This is a genomic window from Exiguobacterium sp. s35 (assembly GCF_018617535.1).
GTDB classification, from domain to species: Bacteria; Bacillota; Bacilli; order Exiguobacteriales; family Exiguobacteriaceae; genus Exiguobacterium; species Exiguobacterium aestuarii.
In genome coordinates this window covers 121,301-141,973 of sequence record NZ_JACSKI010000002.1, presented here as the reverse complement: position 1 = coordinate 141,973, position 20,673 = coordinate 121,301, and the positions used below count along the sequence as shown (strand labels likewise).

The 20,673-nt window shown below is 47.5% G+C and carries 24 protein-coding genes; 10 read left to right on the top strand and 14 right to left on the bottom strand.

What is annotated here, in order from left to right:
• Nucleotides 1-17: 17 nt before the first annotated feature.
• Complete coding sequence (locus KNO75_RS11130; protein ID WP_015880351.1) at nt 18-566, bottom strand: LemA family protein; 549 nt, start codon at nt 564-566, stop codon at nt 18-20.
• A gap of 128 nt (nt 567-694) precedes the next feature.
• Here KNO75_RS11130 and KNO75_RS11125 point away from each other — a divergent pair, with 128 nt between their 5' ends.
• Nucleotides 695-1,879, top strand: a complete 1,185-nt coding sequence (locus tag KNO75_RS11125; RefSeq protein WP_214821934.1) for an amidohydrolase — start codon at nt 695-697, stop codon at nt 1,877-1,879.
• Nucleotides 1,880-1,889: 10 nt separating this feature from the next.
• On the opposite strand, the gene KNO75_RS11120 is transcribed toward KNO75_RS11125, so the two are convergent.
• The 5 genes from KNO75_RS11120 to KNO75_RS11100 form a co-directional block, all read right to left on the bottom strand.
• On the bottom strand, nt 1,890-3,209 hold the full coding sequence (locus KNO75_RS11120) for a hemolysin family protein (protein WP_214795960.1): 1,320 nt from the start codon (nt 3,207-3,209) through the stop codon (nt 1,890-1,892).
• 99 nt (nt 3,210-3,308) lie between these two features.
• Entirely contained in the window at nt 3,309-3,782 is a 474-nt protein-coding gene (locus KNO75_RS11115; RefSeq protein ID WP_214821936.1) for a DMT family transporter, read from the bottom strand.
• An 11-nt stretch (nt 3,783-3,793) separates the two neighbouring features.
• Nucleotides 3,794-4,468 carry a Crp/Fnr family transcriptional regulator gene (locus tag KNO75_RS11110; RefSeq protein ID WP_214821937.1) on the bottom strand — a complete coding sequence of 225 codons (675 nt, stop codon included), beginning with the start codon at nt 4,466-4,468 and terminating at the stop codon, nt 3,794-3,796.
• A gap of 14 nt (nt 4,469-4,482) precedes the next feature.
• Nucleotides 4,483-4,908 (bottom strand): DMT family transporter, encoded by a 426-nt coding sequence (locus KNO75_RS11105; RefSeq protein ID WP_214795956.1) that lies wholly within the window; start codon nt 4,906-4,908, stop codon nt 4,483-4,485.
• Between the two features lie 110 nt (nt 4,909-5,018).
• On the bottom strand, nt 5,019-5,678 hold the full coding sequence (locus KNO75_RS11100; RefSeq protein ID WP_214795954.1) for a type 1 glutamine amidotransferase domain-containing protein: 660 nt from the start codon (nt 5,676-5,678) through the stop codon (nt 5,019-5,021).
• Nucleotides 5,679-6,051: 373 nt separating this feature from the next.
• Between KNO75_RS11100 and KNO75_RS11095 the strand changes: the two genes are divergently transcribed.
• On the top strand, nt 6,052-7,155 hold the full coding sequence (locus tag KNO75_RS11095; RefSeq protein WP_214795952.1) for a glycerol dehydrogenase: 1,104 nt from the start codon (nt 6,052-6,054) through the stop codon (nt 7,153-7,155).
• Nucleotides 7,156-7,172: 17 nt separating this feature from the next.
• On the opposite strand, the gene KNO75_RS11090 is transcribed toward KNO75_RS11095, so the two are convergent.
• Together KNO75_RS11090 and KNO75_RS11085 are read right to left on the bottom strand one after the other, a co-directional pair.
• Complete coding sequence (locus KNO75_RS11090) at nt 7,173-7,640, bottom strand: hypothetical protein (protein ID WP_214818035.1); 468 nt, start codon at nt 7,638-7,640, stop codon at nt 7,173-7,175.
• Between the two features lie 55 nt (nt 7,641-7,695).
• Nucleotides 7,696-7,914 carry a hypothetical protein gene (locus KNO75_RS11085; RefSeq protein WP_074036747.1) on the bottom strand — a complete coding sequence of 73 codons (219 nt, stop codon included), beginning with the start codon at nt 7,912-7,914 and terminating at the stop codon, nt 7,696-7,698.
• A gap of 174 nt (nt 7,915-8,088) precedes the next feature.
• Here KNO75_RS11085 and KNO75_RS11080 point away from each other — a divergent pair, with 174 nt between their 5' ends.
• Nucleotides 8,089-8,928 carry a M15 family metallopeptidase gene (locus tag KNO75_RS11080; protein WP_214821939.1) on the top strand — a complete coding sequence of 280 codons (840 nt, stop codon included), beginning with the start codon at nt 8,089-8,091 and terminating at the stop codon, nt 8,926-8,928.
• 76 nt (nt 8,929-9,004) lie between these two features.
• Nucleotides 9,005-9,343, top strand: coding sequence for an antibiotic biosynthesis monooxygenase (locus tag KNO75_RS11075; protein ID WP_214821941.1), 339 nt, complete (start codon nt 9,005-9,007; stop codon nt 9,341-9,343).
• Here the strand turns inward: KNO75_RS11075 and KNO75_RS11070 are convergent.
• The gene (locus tag KNO75_RS11070) at nt 9,323-10,024 is read right to left on the bottom strand and encodes a CBS domain-containing protein (RefSeq protein WP_214790131.1); all 702 of its coding nucleotides are present in this window, start codon (nt 10,022-10,024) and stop codon (nt 9,323-9,325) included. The two genes, KNO75_RS11075 and KNO75_RS11070, sit on opposite strands and share 21 nt — an antisense overlap.
• A gap of 114 nt (nt 10,025-10,138) precedes the next feature.
• On the opposite strand from KNO75_RS11070, the gene KNO75_RS11065 reads away from it, so the two are divergent.
• Together KNO75_RS11065 and KNO75_RS11060 are read left to right on the top strand one after the other, a co-directional pair.
• On the top strand, nt 10,139-10,870 hold the full coding sequence (locus KNO75_RS11065; RefSeq protein WP_214821943.1) for an AzlC family ABC transporter permease: 732 nt from the start codon (nt 10,139-10,141) through the stop codon (nt 10,868-10,870).
• Nucleotides 10,867-11,169 carry an AzlD domain-containing protein gene (locus KNO75_RS11060; protein WP_214795940.1) on the top strand — a complete coding sequence of 101 codons (303 nt, stop codon included), beginning with the start codon at nt 10,867-10,869 and terminating at the stop codon, nt 11,167-11,169. Before KNO75_RS11065 ends, KNO75_RS11060 begins: the two co-directional genes overlap by 4 nt.
• A 31-nt stretch (nt 11,170-11,200) precedes the next feature.
• Here KNO75_RS11060 and KNO75_RS11055 read toward each other — a convergent pair whose 3' ends face one another.
• Together KNO75_RS11055 and KNO75_RS11050 are read right to left on the bottom strand one after the other, a co-directional pair.
• Complete coding sequence (locus tag KNO75_RS11055) at nt 11,201-12,679, bottom strand: HD domain-containing phosphohydrolase (protein ID WP_214790118.1); 1,479 nt, start codon at nt 12,677-12,679, stop codon at nt 11,201-11,203.
• A 103-nt stretch (nt 12,680-12,782) separates the two neighbouring features.
• A complete protein-coding gene (locus KNO75_RS11050; protein ID WP_214821945.1) occupies nt 12,783-14,534 on the bottom strand; it encodes a mechanosensitive ion channel in 1,752 nt (583 codons plus the stop codon).
• A 222-nt stretch (nt 14,535-14,756) separates the two neighbouring features.
• Here KNO75_RS11050 and KNO75_RS11045 point away from each other — a divergent pair, with 222 nt between their 5' ends.
• From KNO75_RS11045 to KNO75_RS11030, 4 genes are all read left to right on the top strand, one after another.
• Nucleotides 14,757-15,170 carry a methylglyoxal synthase gene (locus KNO75_RS11045; RefSeq protein ID WP_026824646.1) on the top strand — a complete coding sequence of 138 codons (414 nt, stop codon included), beginning with the start codon at nt 14,757-14,759 and terminating at the stop codon, nt 15,168-15,170.
• A 2-nt stretch (nt 15,171-15,172) separates the two neighbouring features.
• On the top strand, nt 15,173-16,075 hold the full coding sequence (locus KNO75_RS11040) for a hypothetical protein (RefSeq protein ID WP_251126185.1): 903 nt from the start codon (nt 15,173-15,175) through the stop codon (nt 16,073-16,075).
• A gap of 111 nt (nt 16,076-16,186) precedes the next feature.
• Nucleotides 16,187-16,702 (top strand): YflT domain-containing protein, encoded by a 516-nt coding sequence (locus KNO75_RS11035; RefSeq protein ID WP_214790115.1) that lies wholly within the window; start codon nt 16,187-16,189, stop codon nt 16,700-16,702.
• A gap of 12 nt (nt 16,703-16,714) precedes the next feature.
• A complete protein-coding gene (locus KNO75_RS11030) occupies nt 16,715-17,320 on the top strand; it encodes a YflT domain-containing protein (RefSeq protein ID WP_214821954.1) in 606 nt (201 codons plus the stop codon).
• A gap of 38 nt (nt 17,321-17,358) precedes the next feature.
• Here KNO75_RS11030 and KNO75_RS11025 read toward each other — a convergent pair whose 3' ends face one another.
• Genes KNO75_RS11025 through KNO75_RS11015 form a run of 3 tightly spaced genes read right to left on the bottom strand, consistent with a single transcriptional unit; the run spans nt 17,359 to nt 20,645 of the window.
• Nucleotides 17,359-18,321: a 2-hydroxyacid dehydrogenase gene (locus KNO75_RS11025; RefSeq protein WP_214795932.1), complete on the bottom strand. Its 963-nt coding sequence runs from the start codon at nt 18,319-18,321 to the stop codon at nt 17,359-17,361.
• A 48-nt stretch (nt 18,322-18,369) separates the two neighbouring features.
• On the bottom strand, nt 18,370-19,512 hold the full coding sequence (locus KNO75_RS11020) for a YcjF family protein (RefSeq protein WP_214821955.1): 1,143 nt from the start codon (nt 19,510-19,512) through the stop codon (nt 18,370-18,372).
• Between the two features lie 14 nt (nt 19,513-19,526).
• The gene (locus KNO75_RS11015) at nt 19,527-20,645 is read right to left on the bottom strand and encodes a GTPase (RefSeq protein WP_214821957.1); all 1,119 of its coding nucleotides are present in this window, start codon (nt 20,643-20,645) and stop codon (nt 19,527-19,529) included.
• Nucleotides 20,646-20,673: the final 28 nt, after the last annotated feature.

Genomic DNA, 20,673 nt, shown 5'->3' with positions numbered 1-20,673 from the left:
GCTGCCACCTCGATTCATCAAAACGACACGCGAACGTTTTCGCGCTCTTCAGCACGTGCTTCAAGCATGTCGCGTTTTTCGAAATGATGGACGGACGCGATGATATTCGTCGGTACCGATTCGATTTTTGTATTGTACTTCATGACCGTATTGTTATAGAGCTGACGCGAGTACGCGACCTTGTTTTCAGTCTGCGTCAATTCTTCCTGCAACATTTTGAAGTTCTCATTCGCCTTCAAGTCTGGATACGCTTCACGAAGCGCGAACAGATTTTTCAACGCCCCGCTCAGTTGGTCGTTCACCGCCATCTGATCTTGACGATTCGACTTCTCACCAAGCTGATTTCTTAGTTCAACAACCTTCGCAAGCGTCTCTTGCTCGTGTTTCGCATACCCTTTCACCGTCTCGACCAAGTTCGGAATCAAATCATACCGCCGCTTCAACTGAACATCGATTTGAGCCCATGCCTCATCGACCCAGTTCCGATATTTGACGAGCCCGTTGTACATCGAAAAATAGATGAGTACGAGCACGACAACCGCTACAATTGCAATAATCCACCCCATGTTGGCACCTCATTTCTTCATTTTCTCCTGTATTAATTCCCTTTACTCGTATAAGATAAGCTTAACTTTCATAACAATTTGTAAATGGATTCATTTCTTGACACGGTAATCACAAAGGAGTGTTCGCAATGATCGTCACGCATGCCGAAGTACGTTTGACAGAGTTGTTCGAAGAGATGGTGTCACTAAGGCGCCATTTTCACCAATATCCAGAGCTGTCCTTTCAAGAAGTCGAAACGCCAAAGATGATTGCTTCTTATCTCCGTGCGCTTGGAATCGAGGTGCGTGAACACGTTGGCGGTAATGGTGTCGTTGGTCGAATCAAAGGCGGTGACGGCCCGACCATCGCGTTACGTGCCGATTTTGATGCCCTTCCGATCCAAGATGTGAAAGATGTCCCCTATCGTTCAAAAGTAAATGGGGTCATGCATGCTTGCGGACACGATGCCCATACGGCGACACTTCTCGTCCTAGCGAAAGTGTTGACCGAGATGGACCTTCCGGGAGACGTCGTGTTGATTCATCAGTTCGCTGAAGAGTTGGCTCCAGGGGGTGCCAAACCGATGATTGAAGACGGGTGTCTCGACAACGTAGATTATGTATACGGCGCACACATTTGGACGCCGCTCCCGTTCGGAACGATTGGCGTGAAAACAGGTCCCGTCATGGCTGCAGCCGATCGATTTGAATTGACCATTACAGGAAAAGGTGGACATGGCGCGATTCCGCAACATACGGTCGATGCGCTCATGGTCGCCGTGAACGTGGCTAATCATCTCCAACAAGTGGTCAGTCGACGCGTTGACCCGCTCGAACCAGCCGTTCTCACCATCGGGACTCTCCATTCCGGTCAAGCGTTCAACGTGATAGCCGAAGAAGCGAAGTTATCTGGAACCGTGCGTACGTTCACCCATGAGACGCAAGAAAAGATGATCATGGATATGGAACGTATTATCCGTTCCGTCTGTGCTGCGAGCGATGCCGAGTACGAGCTCGACTATATAAAAGGGTATCCAGCTGTCGTCAATCATGTGACGGAAACGGAACACGTCCGGCAAAGCGCAATCGACGTCGTCGGTTCAGATGGTGTCATCGAGATGGCACCGCTCATGGTCGGCGAAGACTTCGCCTACTATGTAGAACAAGTGCCCGGTAGCTTCTTCTTCACGGGAGCCGGGAATCCCGAGCTCGCGGCAATCTTCCCTCATCACCATCCTCGTTTCGATGTGGATGAACGGGCGATGTTACACACGGCTCAAACTTTGCTAGGTGCTTTACAACGCACGTGGATGACACACGAAGAAGAGGATTGATGCGATTGCATCAATCCTCTTCTTTGGTTGGATGTTGTAATTCAGAGACAAGTACTTGGTCGACACGCTTCCCGTCCATGTCCACGACTTCAAAGCGAAGACCGTACGCTTCGACCACGTCACCCCGCTTCGGAAAATCGCCTAGTGCATAAATGACGAGACCTGCGAGCGTATGGTACGAATTACGTCCTTCGTCGAATCGGTCATCCCGAATCTCGAACGTTCGTTTCAAATCCTCGATTCCGAGTAACCCATCCGCCAAATACGATCCGTCCTCACGACGAACCACTTCCGGTGTATCTTCTTCAATCATGACCTCTCCGACGATTTCTTCTAAAATATCGAATAACGTGACCATTCCGAGGAATCCACCATATTCATCTAAGACAAAGGCAATCTCGACACCATTTTTCTGCATCATCTGAAGCACTTGGCTCGCCTCTCGTTGCTTTGGAACGATGAGCGGTTGCTTGATGCGTTTTAAAATCTGTGACGGCTCACGCAATGTCGGTAACGTCAAAATGTCACGCACATCGATATATCCGACAAAATCGTCGAGCGAGTCGCGACCGACTGGTAACTTGTTATGCTTACTTTCGTAAATCGATTTTTTCATGTCGTCCATGTCATCCTCTAAGTCGACCCATTCGAGCGTCGTCCGAGGTTGCATCAGTTCATAAATCAACTGATCATGGAACGCAAAGACGCGTTCAACTTGCTGAACTTCTTCGTGAGCAAACTGACCTTGCTGTGCCCCTTCAAAGAGGAGCTGCTTAATCTCAAGCTCTGTTTCTCCACTTGTTTGTTCTGCCTTCAACCCAAGTAGCTTGAATAAGAAGAGCGTCGATTTCGATAAAATCCAAATGAATGGGCGCATCAACTTGCTAAATAAATCAAGCGAAGGAATGATTGCCATCGTTACTTTTTCAGGCGAGACGAGCGCAATCCGTTTCGGTACCAATTCTCCAATGATGAGCGACAAATACGTAATGATTGTAACGACGGCCACATAAGCTACCGTTCCGGCATACTGCGTACTCATACCGGCTTGTTCAAACGCCGATGCGAGAGGTGCCGAGAAGCGCGCGCCTCCGTAGGCCCCGTTAATAATCCCAATCAATGTGATTCCGACTTGAACGGTCGACAACAAATCTGTCGGGTCTTTCGAATAGTGAAGCGCAATCTTCGCACTTCGTTTCCCTCGATTTGCTTCAACCTCAAGTTTTGCAGGTTTCGATGAGATGAGCGCAATTTCTGTCATCGCAAAAATCCCGTTCAACACAATCAAAAACAAAACAATCAACAAATCAATCACTATGGAAGAATCCACTTTTTTATCACCTCAGCTATTTTTTAAACCATACCGCTTCATTTTATCAAAAAATCGTTACCAACCTGTACCCGTTTTGCTCAGAAAAATAGCCACTCCTCAAGAAGTGGCTTCGTTGACAGCTTGTTTGGCGATGGCCGCGGTTTGGGACTGCTTAAAGAGAATCACTCCGACGAGCAGGACCGTAAGCCCAACGACTTGTCCAGCCGATAACGTGATTTGAGGCATCCCGAAAGCGCCATACAAATCGACGAGTAATGCCCAAATGAGTTGTGACACGAGGATGAGTGACACGGACAAAGTCGGTCCAAGTAACTGGATGCTCCGCATGACACAATACACGACACCTACACCAAGTAACCCACCAAGCCAATAGATGGGAGAGACGTCACGTAATCCGGAAAGATTGCCTCCGAATAATAACAACGGGATGATGGATCCGACCAAACCGACGATAAAGACCAGTACCGTTGTCGCCCAAGCTCCTAGATTTGTATTCATTTTTGCATTGACCGCTGCCTGGACACTAATAAATGCTCCGGCCACTGCTGAACAGATAATTCCAAAAACCATGTAATCGCTCCTCACTCATAAAACATGCCGTTCGCACGTTCCTTTAATCGCGCACTATTTAATATGACAACTTCTTTTCTCGTTCGTTTGACCAATCCTTCATCGACGAACGCCTGCAACGTTCGATTCAAATGACGATAGCTGGTCCCCAGCCATTCGGCGACTTCTTTACGCTTCAGTTGACTCATCTCAGCTTGAAACAGCTCATTACCTGATTCGCTAAGCGAGATCAAATAACCAGCCAACCGTTCTTCAAGTGTCGACATGAGATGATTGGATGAGGCGTTTGCCTCGATGAACAGTTTTTCAGATACCCCGTGCAATAGATGTTCCGTAAATTCGACCGTACGATTATGACGACGAAGTGCCTCGAACGGAATGCGTAAACAGGTTACCGGACCTACCGCCTCGACGGTATGCAACACGTTACGACCACTCGCATATTCGATGTCACCAATCAAGGTCGGTGCAGCTTTTAAACGAAGCAAGCGCAACTTCCCTTCTTCACTCAGCGTATAAATTTTGACACGTCCTTCGAGAACGACAAACAAGGATTCAATATGTTGATTGTTCGAACAAAGCATTGTCCCGGATTCATAAGTGACTACAGAAGAAGCTTCGAGCGTTTCGTTAGAAAAAAGATGATCCCACTGCAAACGTGTCAGTGCATCCATAATATTCATCATTGGAATTGAACTCCTTACGCGAATGTATAAATTCCGATACCGACGACCATCAAGACGAGTCCCATGACCTGTCCCGTATTCATCGGCTTCCGTTTGACACCAAACCAGCCGTTCAAATCGATGATAAAGGCTCCTACCAATTGTGCCACAAGCAGGACACAGATTGCCCACGTCACACCAAGTTGTTGAATCGCTGTCAGTTCGCCGAATACGACGAATACACCAAACAGTCCGCCTAAACTATAATACCAAGGGACACGTTTGAAGGCCGTCATGTCAGCATCTCGTTTGAACAAATAAATGACGAGCGCTAATAGAAGTCCGACGAAATGGACGATCGTGACAGACATCCATGCCCCTACTGCATCTCCTAGTTTGGCATTAAAAATCCCTTGTAACGCGATAAACGTGCCAGATAGTATGGCAAATATAACTCCCATGTCATTCCCCTCTCTCTTTGTCTGACTGTACAAAAAGAATGACAGCTTGAATAGGACATATGTCCAAAAATAAAAAGCAACTTCGAATGATCGAAGTTGCTTCATCATATTTATCCGAGCAATTTGACAAGTTCTTTCCCGACCGCTTCAGAAGACTGAGGGTTTTGACCTGTGACGAGTCGATCGTCCACTGCCACATTCACCGCCCAGTTGTCGGCTCCTTTGAACTGTCCGCCTTGATTGCGAAGTCCCGTCTCCAATAAGAACGGTACAGCTGAATCAAGTTGCATTTCTTTTTCTTCTGCATCCGTGAACCCTGTCACTTGTTTATCTTTGACGAGTGGTTCATTGTTACTAAGCTTCACATTGACCAATCCAATCGGTCCATGGCAAACCGCTCCAACAATGTTTCCACTTTCGTATACGTTGCGAATCACGCGCTGTAGCGTTTCATTTTCTGGGAAATCAACGACTGTCCCGTGACCACCAGGCAAGTAGATTGCGTCGTATGACTCGTCTGCGACTTGATCGAGACGCGCTGTGTCTTTGAGCAACTCGCGTGTATTTAAAATATCTTCTGACAAGCCATCCTCTAAACTATTCGCATCGATTGGCACGTCTCCACCTTCGATACTTGCGACCGTCACTTTGTACCCTTCTTTTTCAAACAACAAGTAAGGAACGGCAAACTCTTCAAGCCAAAGTCCCGTTGCATGGCCATTTGATAATTCATTCGCTGACGTTGTGACAATCAGTACATGTTTCGACATACTCAATTCCTCCTTCAATAATCAACATACGACACTATTGTTCCCGATTCATCATCCGTTAAACCTGATGAACTGTCTCGACATCATGAGGTGTTTCTATTTTTGACCTGGTGATTTATTCAGCCTACCTCTTTTGTATATCCTTCTATACTGAGGATGAATCGTCACTCTGAACAATGAAGGGGATATCTCGTATGACGAAACGAATGAATGACTGGGGGTTTCTCGCTTTTGTTGCCATCATCATCTTGTTGCTTGTGCTCGGTCAGTTGAAGATCTTCATGTAATCTTCACGGACATTCCTTCACAAACTGTAGTATGATGGCGTTGTAAGCACTTACAACAAACCCAATAGGAAAGGATGAATTTCACTATGTCAGAACGTATTTTCATCAGTCCGGCTAAGTATGTGCAAGGGAAACAAACGATTGATCGTATCGGAGAGTTCGTCGCTCATTTCGGTTCAAAAGCTTTACTCATCGCCGATGACGTCGTGTGGGATTTAATCGGTTCGCGTGTGACAACGTCGCTAGAGACGAGCAATCTTGAGTCGACGAAAGCAGATTTTGTCGGAGAGGCATCGAAACATGAAATTACTCGAATCGCCACAGACGCCAAAGAGAGCGGTACAGCATTTGTGATCGGTCTCGGTGGCGGTAAGACGCTCGATACGGCAAAGGCGGTTGCAGATGAATTGGATGCGCGCATCGTCATCGTACCGACGATTGCCTCGACAGACGCACCGACGAGCGCACTTTCAGTCATTTATACAGATGAAGGCAATTTCGAAAGCTATCGTTTTTATAAAAAGAATCCAGACCTCGTTTTAGTGGACACCGAGTTGATTGCACAGGCACCGCCACGTTTCCTTGCATCAGGCATTGCCGATGCTTTAGCGACGTGGGTTGAAGTGCGAAGCGTTCTTTCATTTAGAGGGAAAACGATGGCCGGTGGTGTCCCGACGCTTGCGGCGGAAGCGATTGCCGAACGGTGTGAAGAAGTGCTGTTCACGTACGGCATTCAGGCGTATGAAGCCGTCAAAGCAAAAGTCGTCACACCTGCGCTCGAAGCCATCGTTGAAGCCAACACCTTATTGAGCGGTCTCGGCTTTGAAAGTGGTGGCTTGGCTGCTGCCCACGCCATTCACAATGGATTCACCGCGTTAGAGGGGGACATCCACCATTTGACGCACGGTGAAAAAGTTGCATTTGGAACACTCGTGCAACTCGCACTCGAAGGACGTCCTCAAGAAGAATTCGAGCAGTACGTTGCCTTTTATATGGCACTTGATTTACCGGTCACACTCGAAGATATTAAATTGAAAGATGCATCTCGAGAAGATATCTTGAAAGTCGGAAAAGCCGCCACGGCAGAAGGTGAAACGATTCATAGCGGTTTTGATGTCACGCCTGAAGAAGTGGCGGATGCGATCATCGCGGCTGACCGGTATGCCCGTCTTTATCAAGAGCGTTTATGAAAATAGCGAGAGGAAGCTCACACGGCTTCTTCTCGCTGTTTTTTAGTCGGGAGGAACGAAAGGACAACTCCAATCCCCATGCAACTGACTGTCAGGAAAAAGAAAGTCAGTTGGTTCATATAGATGATATTCGTGAATTGGTTCCATCCTTCTGCGAAAGACTCGTTCGTAGATAAACGAATTCCTTCCCGAAGAGACGTCGCTTGCGATTGATTGGTCACCCAAGCAATCCCGGCCATGATGAGACTACCCAAACCTAATACGACTCTCCCGATTGGTCGCACGGATGCTGTGACTCGACGTGTCATCCGGATTGTAATCCAAATGAACAATAATAGAAACGGCCAGCCAATCAAGAGCACAATCCAGTATATATTCCCTTCACTCGGCGTTTCCGAATAAGGGGTCGTCATCACTTCACCAAGCTTAAAGATTCCAAACGCGATCAACGTCACGATAAACCATGCTTTTATTAACTTCTCCATCTCAACACCTCGTCCTTAGTATAGCAAAAACACCGTATGCGTCTGCATACAGTGTTTAGTCTTTCGGTCGGACGACGTAGTAAATCAAAATGACGAGCCACGTCCACACCCCTGTGAAAATCCCAATAATCCCGACGATGAAGAACCCAAGCGGAATCATCGATTTCGTTCGATTGTAGTCCTTCCACATATTCGATAGCCCTTTGATATTAAAGTATAAAAAGGCAAAGAACAGGACGAGCAACAACAGTGGTAATCCAAATAAGACTTCCATTCGCTCACTCCTTTCTACGATCTCATTCGTTATGTTTATTGTATCGGATTTGGTGTCTCGCTTCATCGGGCCCAAGCTGTATCCTCATCCGACCTAAGGATGGATAAAAGATGCTCAGTCCATCAAAAAAACGGGAAAAGGAACATCATCTAACCCAAGAGGAGGCGTTTTGCCATGAAGTCCCTGCGTATCTTGATCATTTGTCTGCTGCTGTTTCAGACCTCGCCGGTGATGGCGGCATCATCGTCCCCACAACCAGGTTATACGATTAAAACAACCTACTTATATGGTCGCGCAATGCAAGCTTCTCCTGTGTTAAAGACGTTACGAACGAATATACCGGTCCGTTACACCACGTATAACCGGAGTTGGGCAAACGTTTATATCGGAAGTGCAAAGTACTTCACTCCGACCGCTAATCTGAAAGCCGGTATCCCTAAAATGCCTACGGCCGATCGGTTACGACTTGTCAATAAAACGTATGGACTCCCGTCCACTTATCGTTCCCCACAACTTGTGACCTTAACCGTCCCAACTGTCTATCAAAAAGGGAGTGAGCGTACACTGATGACAGCGGAAGCCGCTTACGCACTGGCGAAATTGTATTATGCAGGTCGGAAGCAAGGTCATACGTTGTACGCACTCAGCGCTTATCGCTCCTATTCGACCCAAAAATCACTATACACTTACTGGGTCAATACACGCGGGGTCGCATACGCTTCAAAATATGTCGCCCGTCCCGGTCATAGTGAACATCAAACCGGGTTAGCCGTAGATATGACGAGTCAACGCATGCGACTAGGGTTATATGAATCCTTTGACCAATCACCTGAAGGAAAGTGGATGATCCAAAACGCACATCGTTACGGCTTCATCGTCCGTTATCCGAAAGGAAAAGAAAAGATCACCGGCTACAATTATGAACCATGGCATTTGCGCTATGTCGGGGTCAATGAAGCGACGATGATGAAGCAAAAGAATTGGGCGTTTGAAGAATGGTGGAACCAACGATGAGTGAGCATCCTTTTTCAGGCATTTCTCCGTTCACGTTATAATGGAGTCATCTTATTCGTATAGGGGGAAATACGTGATGTGGATTGTGATGAACAAACTAGATGTTGAAAAAGGAAAGGTCGATGCGGTCAAAGCACGCTTCGAAACGACAAAAGGAATCGAAGCGATGGATGGCTTTGTCCGTATGCAAGTGCTAACAGATACGTCTGATGCGGCAATGGATCATGTGGTCATCATGACCACATGGCGTGATGCGGCAAGCTTTGAGAACTGGCGTGACAGCAACGCCTACAAGCATGCCCATAAGAAACGGGATGACGGGACGTCGGAAGTGAAACCGATCGTCCTCGGCAACACCGTCACCCAATATGAGGTTGCCATTGAACACCTCGCCTCAACGGAGCGCGTTCAGTAAATCTTGAGGGCGAATGATTCCAAGTAACGTTTCATCCGGGCTACCGGTATTCGTAATCAGGAGGGCGTCGTATCGTGCGCCCTCTTTCATTTGTGTGAAGCAATGTTGTGCCTCGATGACCGTAGCATCTTTTCGAATGAATCGATAACGATGCATATGTGGATCATGGTGAAGCACATGCTTCACGCGGACTCCTTTGAGTGATAAGTTGGTCCCGTCGATTGTCTCGGCCAGCCAACTCGTCACTCCTTTTTTCGTCAGTAGACCACGCCACGAGCCATTGTCGTGATATACCGGAAACTGCGAGTAATTTTTATCGCGAATCTCGCGTAGCACCTCCGTCAAAAAGTCTTCTGACTGAAACGTCACCACGGATTTCGCAAACAATGGGATGACGAGACGGGGATGAAGTAGCTCCCGCTCCACCTCTAAAATCAATTCAACGAGCGACTCGTGTGGTTCCGCGATAATAAAATCAGGTTCTCGTCGCTCATGGACGATGGCATTTCGCAGTTGACTCATTTGATGCAAATCTTCTTTATAACGGTCGATGATCGGGTTTTGTTTCGCTAACCGATTCACCATGTTGCTAAAGCTGAAATGTTGTCCATCTCCCATCTCTCGACTCAAGTAGTCCTCGATTCGATGATAAGAGGCCAAAAATTCTTCAGCACGACTCATGTGACCACCCTCCTTAACGATACATGTATACCCTCTTTTTCATCGTTTGAGCAGGAAACCGTCCATTCATCCCGAATGACATAGAAATCATCTTGATTCTTAAGGAGGGCTGTCATGGCGACTTCGATTCAATCCACATCCCCATCTTCACAACAATCGACATTTCGTGCCGGCCTTCGGGCAGGTATTCCCGTTGCAATTGGATACATCCCGATCGCCGTCGCCTTTGGGCTTTTAGCAAAATCGTTTGATCTTCCAAACACCATCACGTTATCTATGTCGTTTTTCATCTTCGCGGGAGCGAGTCAGTTCATCACCGTGCAATTGCTGATGACCGGTTCGATGTATTGGGAAATCATTCTGACCACGTTCATTCTAAACTCGCGACACTTTTTAATGTCCGCCTCGTTGTCACAACGAATTGAAACGACGTCTCGAAAACTATTAGCAACCATCGCCTTCGGAGTGACGGATGAAACGTTTAGTATCGCGTCCACTCGAAAAGAGGCACGTTCTGGTCTGTTCGTCCTCGGGTTAAATACAATTGCCTTTCTCGCTTGGAATATCGGTACATGGATTGGCGTCTTCCTAGCCTTCGGTCTTCCCGGCACGTTACAGGCGAGCATGGGCATTGCGCTATATGCGATGTTTATCGGGTTACTCGTCCCTTCATTGACGACTCGTCCCGTCTTCGTTGTCGCGAGTTTAGCCATCATGATTCAAGCGATACTTCACTGGGGCATCACACCGTTCTTTCCAATCTCAGACGGCATCCGAATCATCATCGCGACCGTTGTTGCAGCCGGAATCGGTGCTTTTGTATTTAAGGAGGAACAGGTCACATGATATCGTTGTTTCTGCTCGTCCTAGGGTTGGCTCTTGTCACGTACCTCCCTCGCGTCATTCCGCTACTGTGGTTAAAGGAATTGGCGTTACCGGCATATATGAAACGATTTCTCTCCTTCATCCCTTATGCGGTATTGGCCAGTTTGATCTTTCCGGGGGTCTTATCCTCCACAACCACTACGACGTCCGCCTTATTCGGAGGGGTGGTTGCTACGACGCTTGCGCTACTCCGCGTCAATCTCGTCGTTGTCGTCATAGGAGCCGTGTTCGGTGTTTACGCCTTCCAAACCTTATTGTAAAAGGAGTCGCACACGAGGTGCGGCTCCTTTTTCATGCAGAGATGGCTTGTCGACGAAGTCGTACAAAGACGTCTACGAATTCGGCGTCCCATTGTGTGCCACGACCGCTCTCTAAAATAGAAAGTGCCTTCTCAACCGGCATTCCCGATCGATAAGGTCGGTCTGATGTCATGGCATCATAAGCATCGGCAATGGCCATGATTCTCCCGAATAGAGGAATATCGACTTCACTTAGGCGATCCGGATAACCCTTTCCATCGATTCGTTCATGATGGGATCGAACTCCGGCTAAAATGGGTTGAAGTGATGCCGGCAAATGGATTTGACTCAAAATATGAATGCCGATTGTCGGATGTTCCTGAATCTTTGAAAACTCTTCGTCTGTCAACTTCCCCTCTTTTAACAGGACATCGTCGCGAATTCCGATTTTCCCGATGTCATGAAGCAGTGCTGACTTATTGAGTAAATCGATTTGTTCTTTTGGCAAATCAAGGGCACGGGCAAGTTCCACCGAGTACATCGCTACACGTTCCGAATGACCTGCTGTATATGGGTCACGTGCATCGAGTGTTGCGGCAAACAAAATGAAGAGGCTATCTAGCAGTTGCGCATTCTCTTGTTCTCGAGCGTTCACCGTCTCAACCATTTGGTTGAAGCCACCGATCAATTGGGCGAACTCGTCTAAATAGGGATTTTCGATTTTTTGGAGTCGTCCCGACTCCATCTGTTCGATTCCCGATGTCAAAAGTCCAATCGGCCGTTTGATGTTGTCATAAAGTAAGAAACTACATAACACCGCAATCCCGACAATGATGACGAGAATCACGAACGCCCAGTTCCAATACGTATCGGTGCGTGTCGAGGTCGAAAGTTGAACGCTCGAAGCCAACATAAACAGCATAATCGGAAAGACACCTGTAATGAGCATGCTGATCAATAATTTCGTTCGGACACTAAACGATTGATATGTTGCATGGATAGGTTGATGAAAGAGCTCATAGTGCTTATCCTTCATATGCACAAGAAGCGGTTCCACTGACCGTACCGTTAAAAAATATTCAATCAATGCATGTAACACGGCAATCATGACAGCACCGATGGCGGCTAGCCCAATCAAACGATACGGTAAATCAATCCAATCATAATAAATACAAAGGGTCGTCAAAGCAATTGACGGGATGGATAATCCAAATAAATGCGGACCTAGAATCCGCTGTACCGTTAAAATCGGGAATCGACTCGCTTGCTCGAACGCCGACGTCAATTCATCAATTGTCGGTGTGTCGGTCGCAAAAAACTGTCGAATCGGTCGAATGTGACGGCGGTATAAGAAAAGTTCGGATGTGATCATGATAATCCCTGAGCCTAGCATGATGGTCAATAGCAACAACACCTCACGAACGGACAAATCAAGCGTCTGAAAAATAAAGACTCCACCCACTCCAAAAACGGCTAATCCTGATCCGATGATATAGTTGATTACGAGTGTTCGTTGAAATCGTTCAAACATTCCCCTCACCTCTGTCTCTCTTTTCTTTACCTATCGACCAGATTCCTTTATAAGTTGAACACAAAAAACGGATCTCCGCATGGGAGATCCGTGAAAGATTCAATTAAGGACGCAACGGACCATCATTGTCATCAAGTGAACGATTGTCTTGATCCGGGGTGATATTTTCGTGGAACGGATTTGGTTCCGGTCCGTCAACGTGATCTCCCGTTGAATCATGAACGTCTCGCTTCATCTCTTGCTTGGATTGTTCCGCTTCGTGCTTCGACTGCTCAACACCTTGTTTTGCTTGATGCTTCACAGCTTCCGCTTCACGACTCATCTGTTCTTTTTCTTGCTCGAGCCCTTCTTTTGACACTTCTGTTTCATCAATACGTTGCTCCGCTTTTTTCAAATAGCGTGCCGCCGTCTCGCGACCACCAAGACCGAAGGCAAGTCCGAAGGCGAGAGCCACGGCTCCGAGAATGAGAAGGAATGCCGTATTGACAATCATTGGCGCGATGCCAAGTTGACTGATTGCCATGAAGAAGACGAGACCGAGAATCGCGTATTTCGCTACGTAACGAAGTGCGCTCGGTTGTCCTGCTCCATCGACAAGGACACTTCCGACCAAACGCTCTACCATATTAGCCAACCAGAAGCCGACCGCCAAGATGATGAGTGCTGCAATCACCATTGGCAAGTAAGCGAAGATTGCCGTTGCGAGAGATGCCATGAACTCGAGATTCGCGACCTGAAGTGCCTCAGATACGAAGAGTAAAATCACGATTACTTGGACAATGACACCGACCACTTGGGCGATTGACATCGAAGATGCGCGTTCCCCGAAGCCCATTTTTTGAGCCAGTGAATTGACGCCAAGGTTTTCAAGGAGCGATACGACAACACCTTTCAACCATCTTGCGACAAACACACCGACGAGGACGAGAACGATTGCAACAAGGATGTCCGGAATCATGACAAGGACATCGTTCAGCATCGCAATCGCTGGTTCCGAGATACCTCGAATATCAAGCGCTTCAAGTGCTGAGATTGTGACCGGAATCATGATGAAGATGAACACGATTGTACCGATCGCTTTCGCAAGACTCGATCCTTTTACATAGTCAGAAAGATGGAAACGTTCTGCCAATCGATCTAAACCTGCTGCCTCGAGGAACTTCGTCAAAATATCGCGGACGATCTTCGCGACGACGTAACCGATTGCGAAGATGAGGGCTGCTGCGACAAGCTTCGGAATGAATCCAAGGAAACTGTTTAACAAGTCCTCGAATGGTCCGCTGACCCCACGAAGTCCAAGGGCGTCAAGTACAGCCGGTAATGCAAGTAAGAGGACGAGATAGAAGACGATATTCGCGACCGTATCGACCCATTTCGTTTGGTTGACACTTGTCGATTCTTGTCCTGTCTTTTCCATCAACTTGCTCAAATTCAAGCGATGTCCCGCCATTTGAATCCCTTTTTTCAAAAGAGTGGCGATGACCCAAGCAACGAGTAAAATCAAACCGGCTTTAATGACACCAATAATCAATCCAGAGAATCCTTCATAAATCTGACTGAACGGCTCTGTGATTGCAGGAACGTTCATAAATTCAAAGATGATCAGGAATGCGAGAAGTAAGACTCCAAAGAACACCACTTTTGCAATAATGCGTTCAGGCGTCCACTTATCTCCTTTTTCCCCCTCTTTTTTAATACCGGCCCGCTCATCGAGTCGTGCCTTCTTCAATGCTTTTCGTGTCACGTTTTCCAATACTTTCGCCAAGATATAACCGACTACGAGAATAACAATTGCCAGCAAAAGCTCTGGTAGCCATGACATGAACGAATTGAAGTTATACGTCGTATTGTTCATCGAATCTTCCTCCTTTTTTTATGAAATGATTGCTTTTCCTTAACAGTGCTCCTTCTTTAAATACCTATATTTCAAAATCATCAAACATCATGCACATAACAACTCGTTTACATGACTATTACGATTTATCGGAATTGGGTACGTTAGTTAAGAGAGAACTCGTGTCAAATCACTCGAGATATGATACGAATAACATGAGAAGTCATTTTAGGAGGAATTCGAATGAACATCGCTTTAGTGGCTCACGACAAAAAGAAAGACGATTTGATTGTCCTCATTAAAACGTATGCACATATTCTAGAAAAACATCAATTATTCGCAACGGGTACGACAGGTAAACGGATTGCGGAAGCGACTGGGTTACCGGTGCATTGTTTCCGCTCAGGACCGCTTGGAGGGGACCAAGAAATTGGAGCTGCCGTCGCACGCGGAGAGATGGATATGATCATCTTCTTCCGAGATCCATTGACTGCCCAACCTCACGAACCAGATGTGAGCGCATTGATGCGTCTGTGTGACGTTTATTCCATCCCCCTTTCAACAAACATGGGCGGAAGTGAGATTTTGATTCGAAGCATCGAACAAGGTGATTTTGAGTCGCTCAAACTTTCTCATAATGACGAACCACCTGCGTGACCATGACAAACCAAGAAAGGAGAGGAATCTCCCTGGAACCGAATATGATTCACGACCCGAACGTCCAACAGTTTTTTAACGAAGTGCGAAAGCGCCTGATTGAACTAGTTGGAAATGAGGCGGAAGCGGACCGCCTCTTGCTGGCACTCGCCGGCTACATCCGCCATGCGGAGAAAAGTGGACAGTCGTTAGACGGCCTCTTAAACCAAGATCCGCACGAGTATGCTCGTTTCCTCATTGAACAACCAGAAACAAATGAAGAATATCGACGTCGTTACCACGTTTTGATCGAGGCCTCGGATGAATTAAAACCTCATGAAAAAGCTCAGGCGAATCGAGATTTCGATTGGGCCGTCAATCAACTGGATGAAGCGAAACTCTCATTAAAAGAGATTGAAGTACGAGACCTTGCATTCCTCGCCTATACAAAAATCGAAGCACTCAAATCGTCACGTGCGATTTGGAACCGATTTGGCTGGTTGCTCGGTATGATTTTGGCATTTTCCTACGCCAACTTACTGCTCGTCATCGACGATGTATTTAGCGGACGGTTATTCACTGCCCCAATGTCGACTTATCCGGTAGATTATTTAGCCTTCCTGTTACCCGTCCTCGTGACTGGTGCCATCTTTGGTGTATTGACCCGCTTTCGGCACCACATCCAAACGCTCGGAAGACGAATCGCATTTGCTCTACTCATTGTAGTCGTCTACGTTACATCCATCTTTTTGATTCAACCGCTTTTAATGATGCTCGGTTGGTCGTTTGTCATTCAATTGACTCCACTGTATGCCCTCATTCTCTTGGCAATCAGCGGCTTTATGGCCATCTGGACGTTGATTGAATTCGTCTGGAAGAGCACACGTTGTTCACTCGGTGACGACACGCTCATGCTTTACTACTAACCACGCCACTCCTTTAAGGAGATGGCGTTTTTTGTTTCGATTTTGGACAGAACGGAAATTACTCCTATTGTGACGCTAATTGAAGAGTGACAAAATCTAAGGGGGTATTCGATGTCAGAACGTAAAATGATTGGCCTGTTTCAGACGGAACAAGAAGTCATGCATAAAGTAGATGAATTAAGGGCTGCAGGGGAAGCCGAGAAAAATATGCATGTCGTCGCCAAACGAGATGGGGAAATCTCTGCTTTACGTGACCATACGGATGTAAATGCCGAGGCTGGGGTTCGAGATGTGAATTTGCTCGATCGCGTCAAAGCATTCCTACATGGAAGTGACCGTATCCGTGACGAGCTGCGCAACATGGGCCTTAGCGATGCAGAGGCGGAGCAATACTATGACGCCATCGATGAAGGTCAGATTTTACTCTATGTCGATCGCCATTCGTACGACCGCTATCCGAATATGTATAAAAAAGATAGCGAACTCGATCATGACAAAGGGGAAGAGGCAGATGGAATCGCGTTTGACGCGAAACCATTCAACGACCATGACGAGGAACCAAAAGGTACAAAGGATGACCCGATTGTTCGCGGACATTCAGGTTTAGAAGACCATCGACGACTATAAGGAGGAGTTACTATGAACGAGAAACGATTCATCAGTATGCACGACACACAAGATGCGGCGTTTGGAAAAATTGAAGAGTTACGCGCAAAAGGGTACGAGGACTCACACATTTACGTCGTCACGAAGCATGAAGACAACGTATCGATTTTGAGACGGGACACAGACGTTCATACGGAAGCTGCACATCATACAAGTTGGTTCGATAAGGTCCGATCCTTCTTAAGCGGACATGAAGATGTTCATGCCGGTTTACGAAATATGGGACTTAGCGAAGATGAAGTGAAACGTCACTATGACGATGTCGAGGCCGGTAAAATTCTCGTTTACGTCGATGAAGATTTTGAACGTCGTCATCAGGACGGGGTGACGGTTGACGCGAAACCGTATCAAGACGCATCATCCACTCATCTCGGTAGTCATACAGACGACGGATTAGAAATCGATTCGAAACCTTATCATGAAGCCCAGACGGTCGATCCAAGTCACCCGGTGGACCCAGAACAAGATAAATTAGACGAAGAAACGAAGAAACCTGACCGAGAAGAAAAACTACGTGGTCTCGATGATCGTGCTTACCGAAATGACGTCGAAGACCCAGACAACATTCGACGTTTTTAATTATAAGAAGAGCCTGACGCGTCCGCGTCAGGCTCTATTTACGTCAATCGATTCTTCGGTTCTTTTCCTTCCAGCACGTTCACGATAGCGTCTCGGTTCAACGCCATCATCGCGAGACGCGTTCGAATCGAGGCACTCCCGATATGCGGCAGTGTCGTCACGTTCGGAAGCGTCAATAGCGGATGATCGAGATTGACCGGTTCTTTCGTGAACACGTCGAGTCCCGCTCCCCAAATTTTCTTCGCCTTGAGTGCCTCATACAACGCCTGTTCATCGATGATCTCTCCACGAGCCACATTGATGAAAATCGACGTTTCTTTCATCTTGGCAAACTCCTCAGCTCCGAGCATGCCTCGAGTCTCATCCGTGAGCGGAGCGAGAACGACGACGAAATCAGATTGCGTCAACAGTTCATCGATTTCCGCATACGTGAAGCCGTACATCGACTCCGACTCATGACGACGCGTCCGGTTGTGATACAGCACCTCCATATCAAACCCTCGTGCCCGTCGTGCGACCGCCTCACCAATCCGTCCCATGCCGATAATGCCGAGCTTCGCTTGATAAAGGTCCATCCCGACATACCCCATCGGCAGCCAAGACTTCCACTCGCCAGCACGTAAATCACGCTCTGCCTCACCGAGACGCCGTGCCGTCATCATCATGAGTCCAAACGTCAAGTCCGCTGTCGTTTCGGTCAAGACGTCCGGAGTATTCGTCACGATGACTCCCTTCGCTTTCGCTGCGTTCAAGTCGATGTTGTTATAGCCGACAGCCAAGTTGGAAACGACCTCTAAATTCGTTGCACGTTCAAATACCTCGCGGTCAATCGTGTCACTGAGCATCGTCCACAGTGCATGTGCACTTGCCACCTCTTCTAAAAGAACCTCACGTGGGACACTTTCCCCCTCATGTTCCCACATACGTACATCATAATGGTCACGAAGTGGCGCGACTGCTTCTTCCGGCAAACGCCGCGTAATATAGATTCGTTTTTTCATCTTTCTCCCCCTCTCTACACTTACTTGTAGTCTAACAAAAGGGAGCCGTTAAGATGGTTGATCCGACTTCGGAGTTTGTTTCAGGAACTTTTCAAACAAGGAGCCGAACTCTTGATTCAACAACTGCTCGATTGTTTTTGAGGAGTCCATCGCATTTCGATAAGCAATTTCGTTGATGGCGAGTCCTATCGCCCACGTGATCCCCGAGGCGACAGTTGCATTAATGACACCAGCTGCGGCGTTCGCTCCAGGGAAGAATTTCATTACGTTCAATAGTAGCGTCTTCGATAGCGTACGACCGATTTGTGGGATGATCGTGCTTCCAATGAGTGTCTTCAGTAAATCGTCACTCGCCTTCACACCCCAATAACGGAACAGGTGGACGCTCATCGTCACTTGAATCGGTGTCAATGCCACGGCATCTGCGAATGGAAGTGGCACTGCCGCAGCAGTCCCCGCACTCGCCACATAGCCTGAGATGATTCGATTCGCTTTCTTCCGTTTCAACTTGAGCATCGCTTCACTCTCTGCCTGAATCTCCATCAAGAGTCCTTCCTGTAATGAAGTGTCTAACTGTTCGACCGACCACACAATCAACCGTTCCCAATCGACATACTGTCGTAACGTCTCATCATTCAATATTTCTGGGGAAATGCTGACTTGGAAGACGGATTCCTCTGATACGACCTCATCTAGTTCACTTCGTAGCGCCGTCAGTTCATCCAAATCGACTTGGTCGATTTGTGTAAATAAGACAGCCACAGCGGTCGATTCACGTAGACGACGAATGAGCGTCTTGTCGAGCGGCGTGACACGTTTTGTCGCAGCGTTGATCGTGTACCATACAAGATGGATTCGATTCGTTGCCTCTTGTCGTTTTGCGTTCTCCACAAAACCGATGACTTCTTCCTCATAATGTTGCTGCCGTGCGCTGCCGATTTCATATCCTTCACTATCAAACAACGTGACCGCAATATCCTCACTCTTATATTGGTGAATTCCTCGAGTGACCGGCTCTCCCGCCGCCACCTTCGTCAAATCACGACCGAACACATGGTTCACGACCGAACTTTTCCCAGCCCCGGTCGCTCCTGCGATGAGGATGTTTGGTTTCTTCACATTGCCACGAAGGCGATCGAGCTCCGCTTTTAAATCATATTCTTTAAAATCGAACCGTTTTGTCGATTCCATTCTCGTTTCCCCCTTTATGAGTTGAGCGTTTGACCAAGTTGACGCATCTCACGCTCAAAGCCACGTCGAATCTCTTCTTCAATCGTTTGTTTCACAGATGCATATTGTTGATCGATGGCCTTTTTGATGCCTCGTTCTGCCGTTCGGCGCTTGAATGCCCAGTAGATGAAGTGCACCCCAGGAATCATTCCGAGAACCATCTTTCGGACCGTTTTCCCGAACGAATAGTCAAATCCGAGCTCGACTCGTCTCGTTCTAAACAGATGATCGGCTTGCTCACCGACCAGAGGGTACCGCTGCATGAGTTGGATATAGTGACGCACCCCTTCTGCCATCGCGTCTTCGGTCGTCACGGCCGCCTGTTCGAGCGTTTTCTCTAAATCTTTTTCAATATTCCGGGCTTTCCAACTGATCATCGCTTGCGGGGTCAGCATGCGGATTTTTTCCGCTGACGTGATACTTCGAATGCGCCAATCTTCCAATTCTTCTATGAGATGATTCGTCAGATTGATGGGAAGTTTTCGTTCAATGTCTTTCCACAAGTTCGTTCGATTCCGTTTCCACACCTCTTCGTACCCTCTCACCGGGACACGTTTCCCCGTCAGTAACTTCTTTTCGACACTGTTGACACGGATGATGTCTCCTTCTTCAATCGGAAGTTCGCGTAACAGCACTCGCTCCATCGCTTCCGCCTTCTGTACACTCATCGGGTCTTCCTCATTGAAGTTGGTCAGGATGAGGGTGACGTTGCTCCCCCGTTCATATAACGGCTTTAAAATCGCCTCGAGCTCGTATGCCTCGACACGTCCTGATTGCACGGACAACAAATAATAGATGGTGTGAAACCACTCTGCGATATCGAGGGCACCTTCGCGCTGATGAACAATGGATAGGATAGCTTGATGCCATTCTTCGGAACGGTCTGCTTCAAGCCCCCACGTATCAAAGAAACGAAATAAGATTCCTCGCTCTAAATCGTAATACTCGTATTCATGAAGGCCTTCTGCGGTGACCGGACTTCCGGCACGCGATTCGGCGACGTCATGACCGTATATATAATTGATGAACGCACTCTTTCCGACACCGGTCTTCCCGGCAATCAAAATATTCGAGACGAGCCCTGTCCGATCCATATGCTTCCTCCCCCATTCGTTGTATAGT

Bases quoted from the DNA above. Each gene is read 5' to 3' on its own strand.
- KNO75_RS11130 (WP_015880351.1), bottom strand. From the start codon at position 566: ATGGGGTGGATTATTGCAATTGTAGCGGTTGTCGTGCTCGTACTCATC.
- KNO75_RS11125 (WP_214821934.1), top strand. From the start codon at position 695: ATGATCGTCACGCATGCCGAAGTACGTTTGACAGAGTTGTTCGAAGAG.
- KNO75_RS11115 (WP_214821936.1), bottom strand. From the start codon at position 3,782: ATGGTTTTTGGAATTATCTGTTCAGCAGTGGCCGGAGCATTTATTAGT.
- KNO75_RS11110 (WP_214821937.1), bottom strand. From the start codon at position 4,468: ATGATGAATATTATGGATGCACTGACACGTTTGCAGTGGGATCATCTT.
- KNO75_RS11105 (WP_214795956.1), bottom strand. From the start codon at position 4,908: ATGGGAGTTATATTTGCCATACTATCTGGCACGTTTATCGCGTTACAA.
- KNO75_RS11100 (WP_214795954.1), bottom strand. From the start codon at position 5,678: ATGTCGAAACATGTACTGATTGTCACAACGTCAGCGAATGAATTATCA.
- KNO75_RS11095 (WP_214795952.1), top strand. From the start codon at position 6,052: ATGTCAGAACGTATTTTCATCAGTCCGGCTAAGTATGTGCAAGGGAAA.
- KNO75_RS11090 (WP_214818035.1), bottom strand. From the start codon at position 7,640: ATGGAGAAGTTAATAAAAGCATGGTTTATCGTGACGTTGATCGCGTTT.
- KNO75_RS11085 (WP_074036747.1), bottom strand. From the start codon at position 7,914: ATGGAAGTCTTATTTGGATTACCACTGTTGTTGCTCGTCCTGTTCTTT.
- KNO75_RS11080 (WP_214821939.1), top strand. From the start codon at position 8,089: ATGAAGTCCCTGCGTATCTTGATCATTTGTCTGCTGCTGTTTCAGACC.
- KNO75_RS11075 (WP_214821941.1), top strand. From the start codon at position 9,005: ATGTGGATTGTGATGAACAAACTAGATGTTGAAAAAGGAAAGGTCGAT.
- KNO75_RS11070 (WP_214790131.1), bottom strand. From the start codon at position 10,024: ATGAGTCGTGCTGAAGAATTTTTGGCCTCTTATCATCGAATCGAGGAC.
- KNO75_RS11065 (WP_214821943.1), top strand. From the start codon at position 10,139: ATGGCGACTTCGATTCAATCCACATCCCCATCTTCACAACAATCGACA.
- KNO75_RS11060 (WP_214795940.1), top strand. From the start codon at position 10,867: ATGATATCGTTGTTTCTGCTCGTCCTAGGGTTGGCTCTTGTCACGTAC.
- KNO75_RS11055 (WP_214790118.1), bottom strand. From the start codon at position 12,679: ATGTTTGAACGATTTCAACGAACACTCGTAATCAACTATATCATCGGA.
- KNO75_RS11050 (WP_214821945.1), bottom strand. From the start codon at position 14,534: ATGAACAATACGACGTATAACTTCAATTCGTTCATGTCATGGCTACCA.
- KNO75_RS11045 (WP_026824646.1), top strand. From the start codon at position 14,757: ATGAACATCGCTTTAGTGGCTCACGACAAAAAGAAAGACGATTTGATT.
- KNO75_RS11040 (WP_251126185.1), top strand. From the start codon at position 15,173: ATGACAAACCAAGAAAGGAGAGGAATCTCCCTGGAACCGAATATGATT.
- KNO75_RS11035 (WP_214790115.1), top strand. From the start codon at position 16,187: ATGTCAGAACGTAAAATGATTGGCCTGTTTCAGACGGAACAAGAAGTC.
- KNO75_RS11030 (WP_214821954.1), top strand. From the start codon at position 16,715: ATGAACGAGAAACGATTCATCAGTATGCACGACACACAAGATGCGGCG.
- KNO75_RS11025 (WP_214795932.1), bottom strand. From the start codon at position 18,321: ATGAAAAAACGAATCTATATTACGCGGCGTTTGCCGGAAGAAGCAGTC.
- KNO75_RS11020 (WP_214821955.1), bottom strand. From the start codon at position 19,512: ATGGAATCGACAAAACGGTTCGATTTTAAAGAATATGATTTAAAAGCG.
- KNO75_RS11015 (WP_214821957.1), bottom strand. From the start codon at position 20,645: ATGGATCGGACAGGGCTCGTCTCGAATATTTTGATTGCCGGGAAGACC.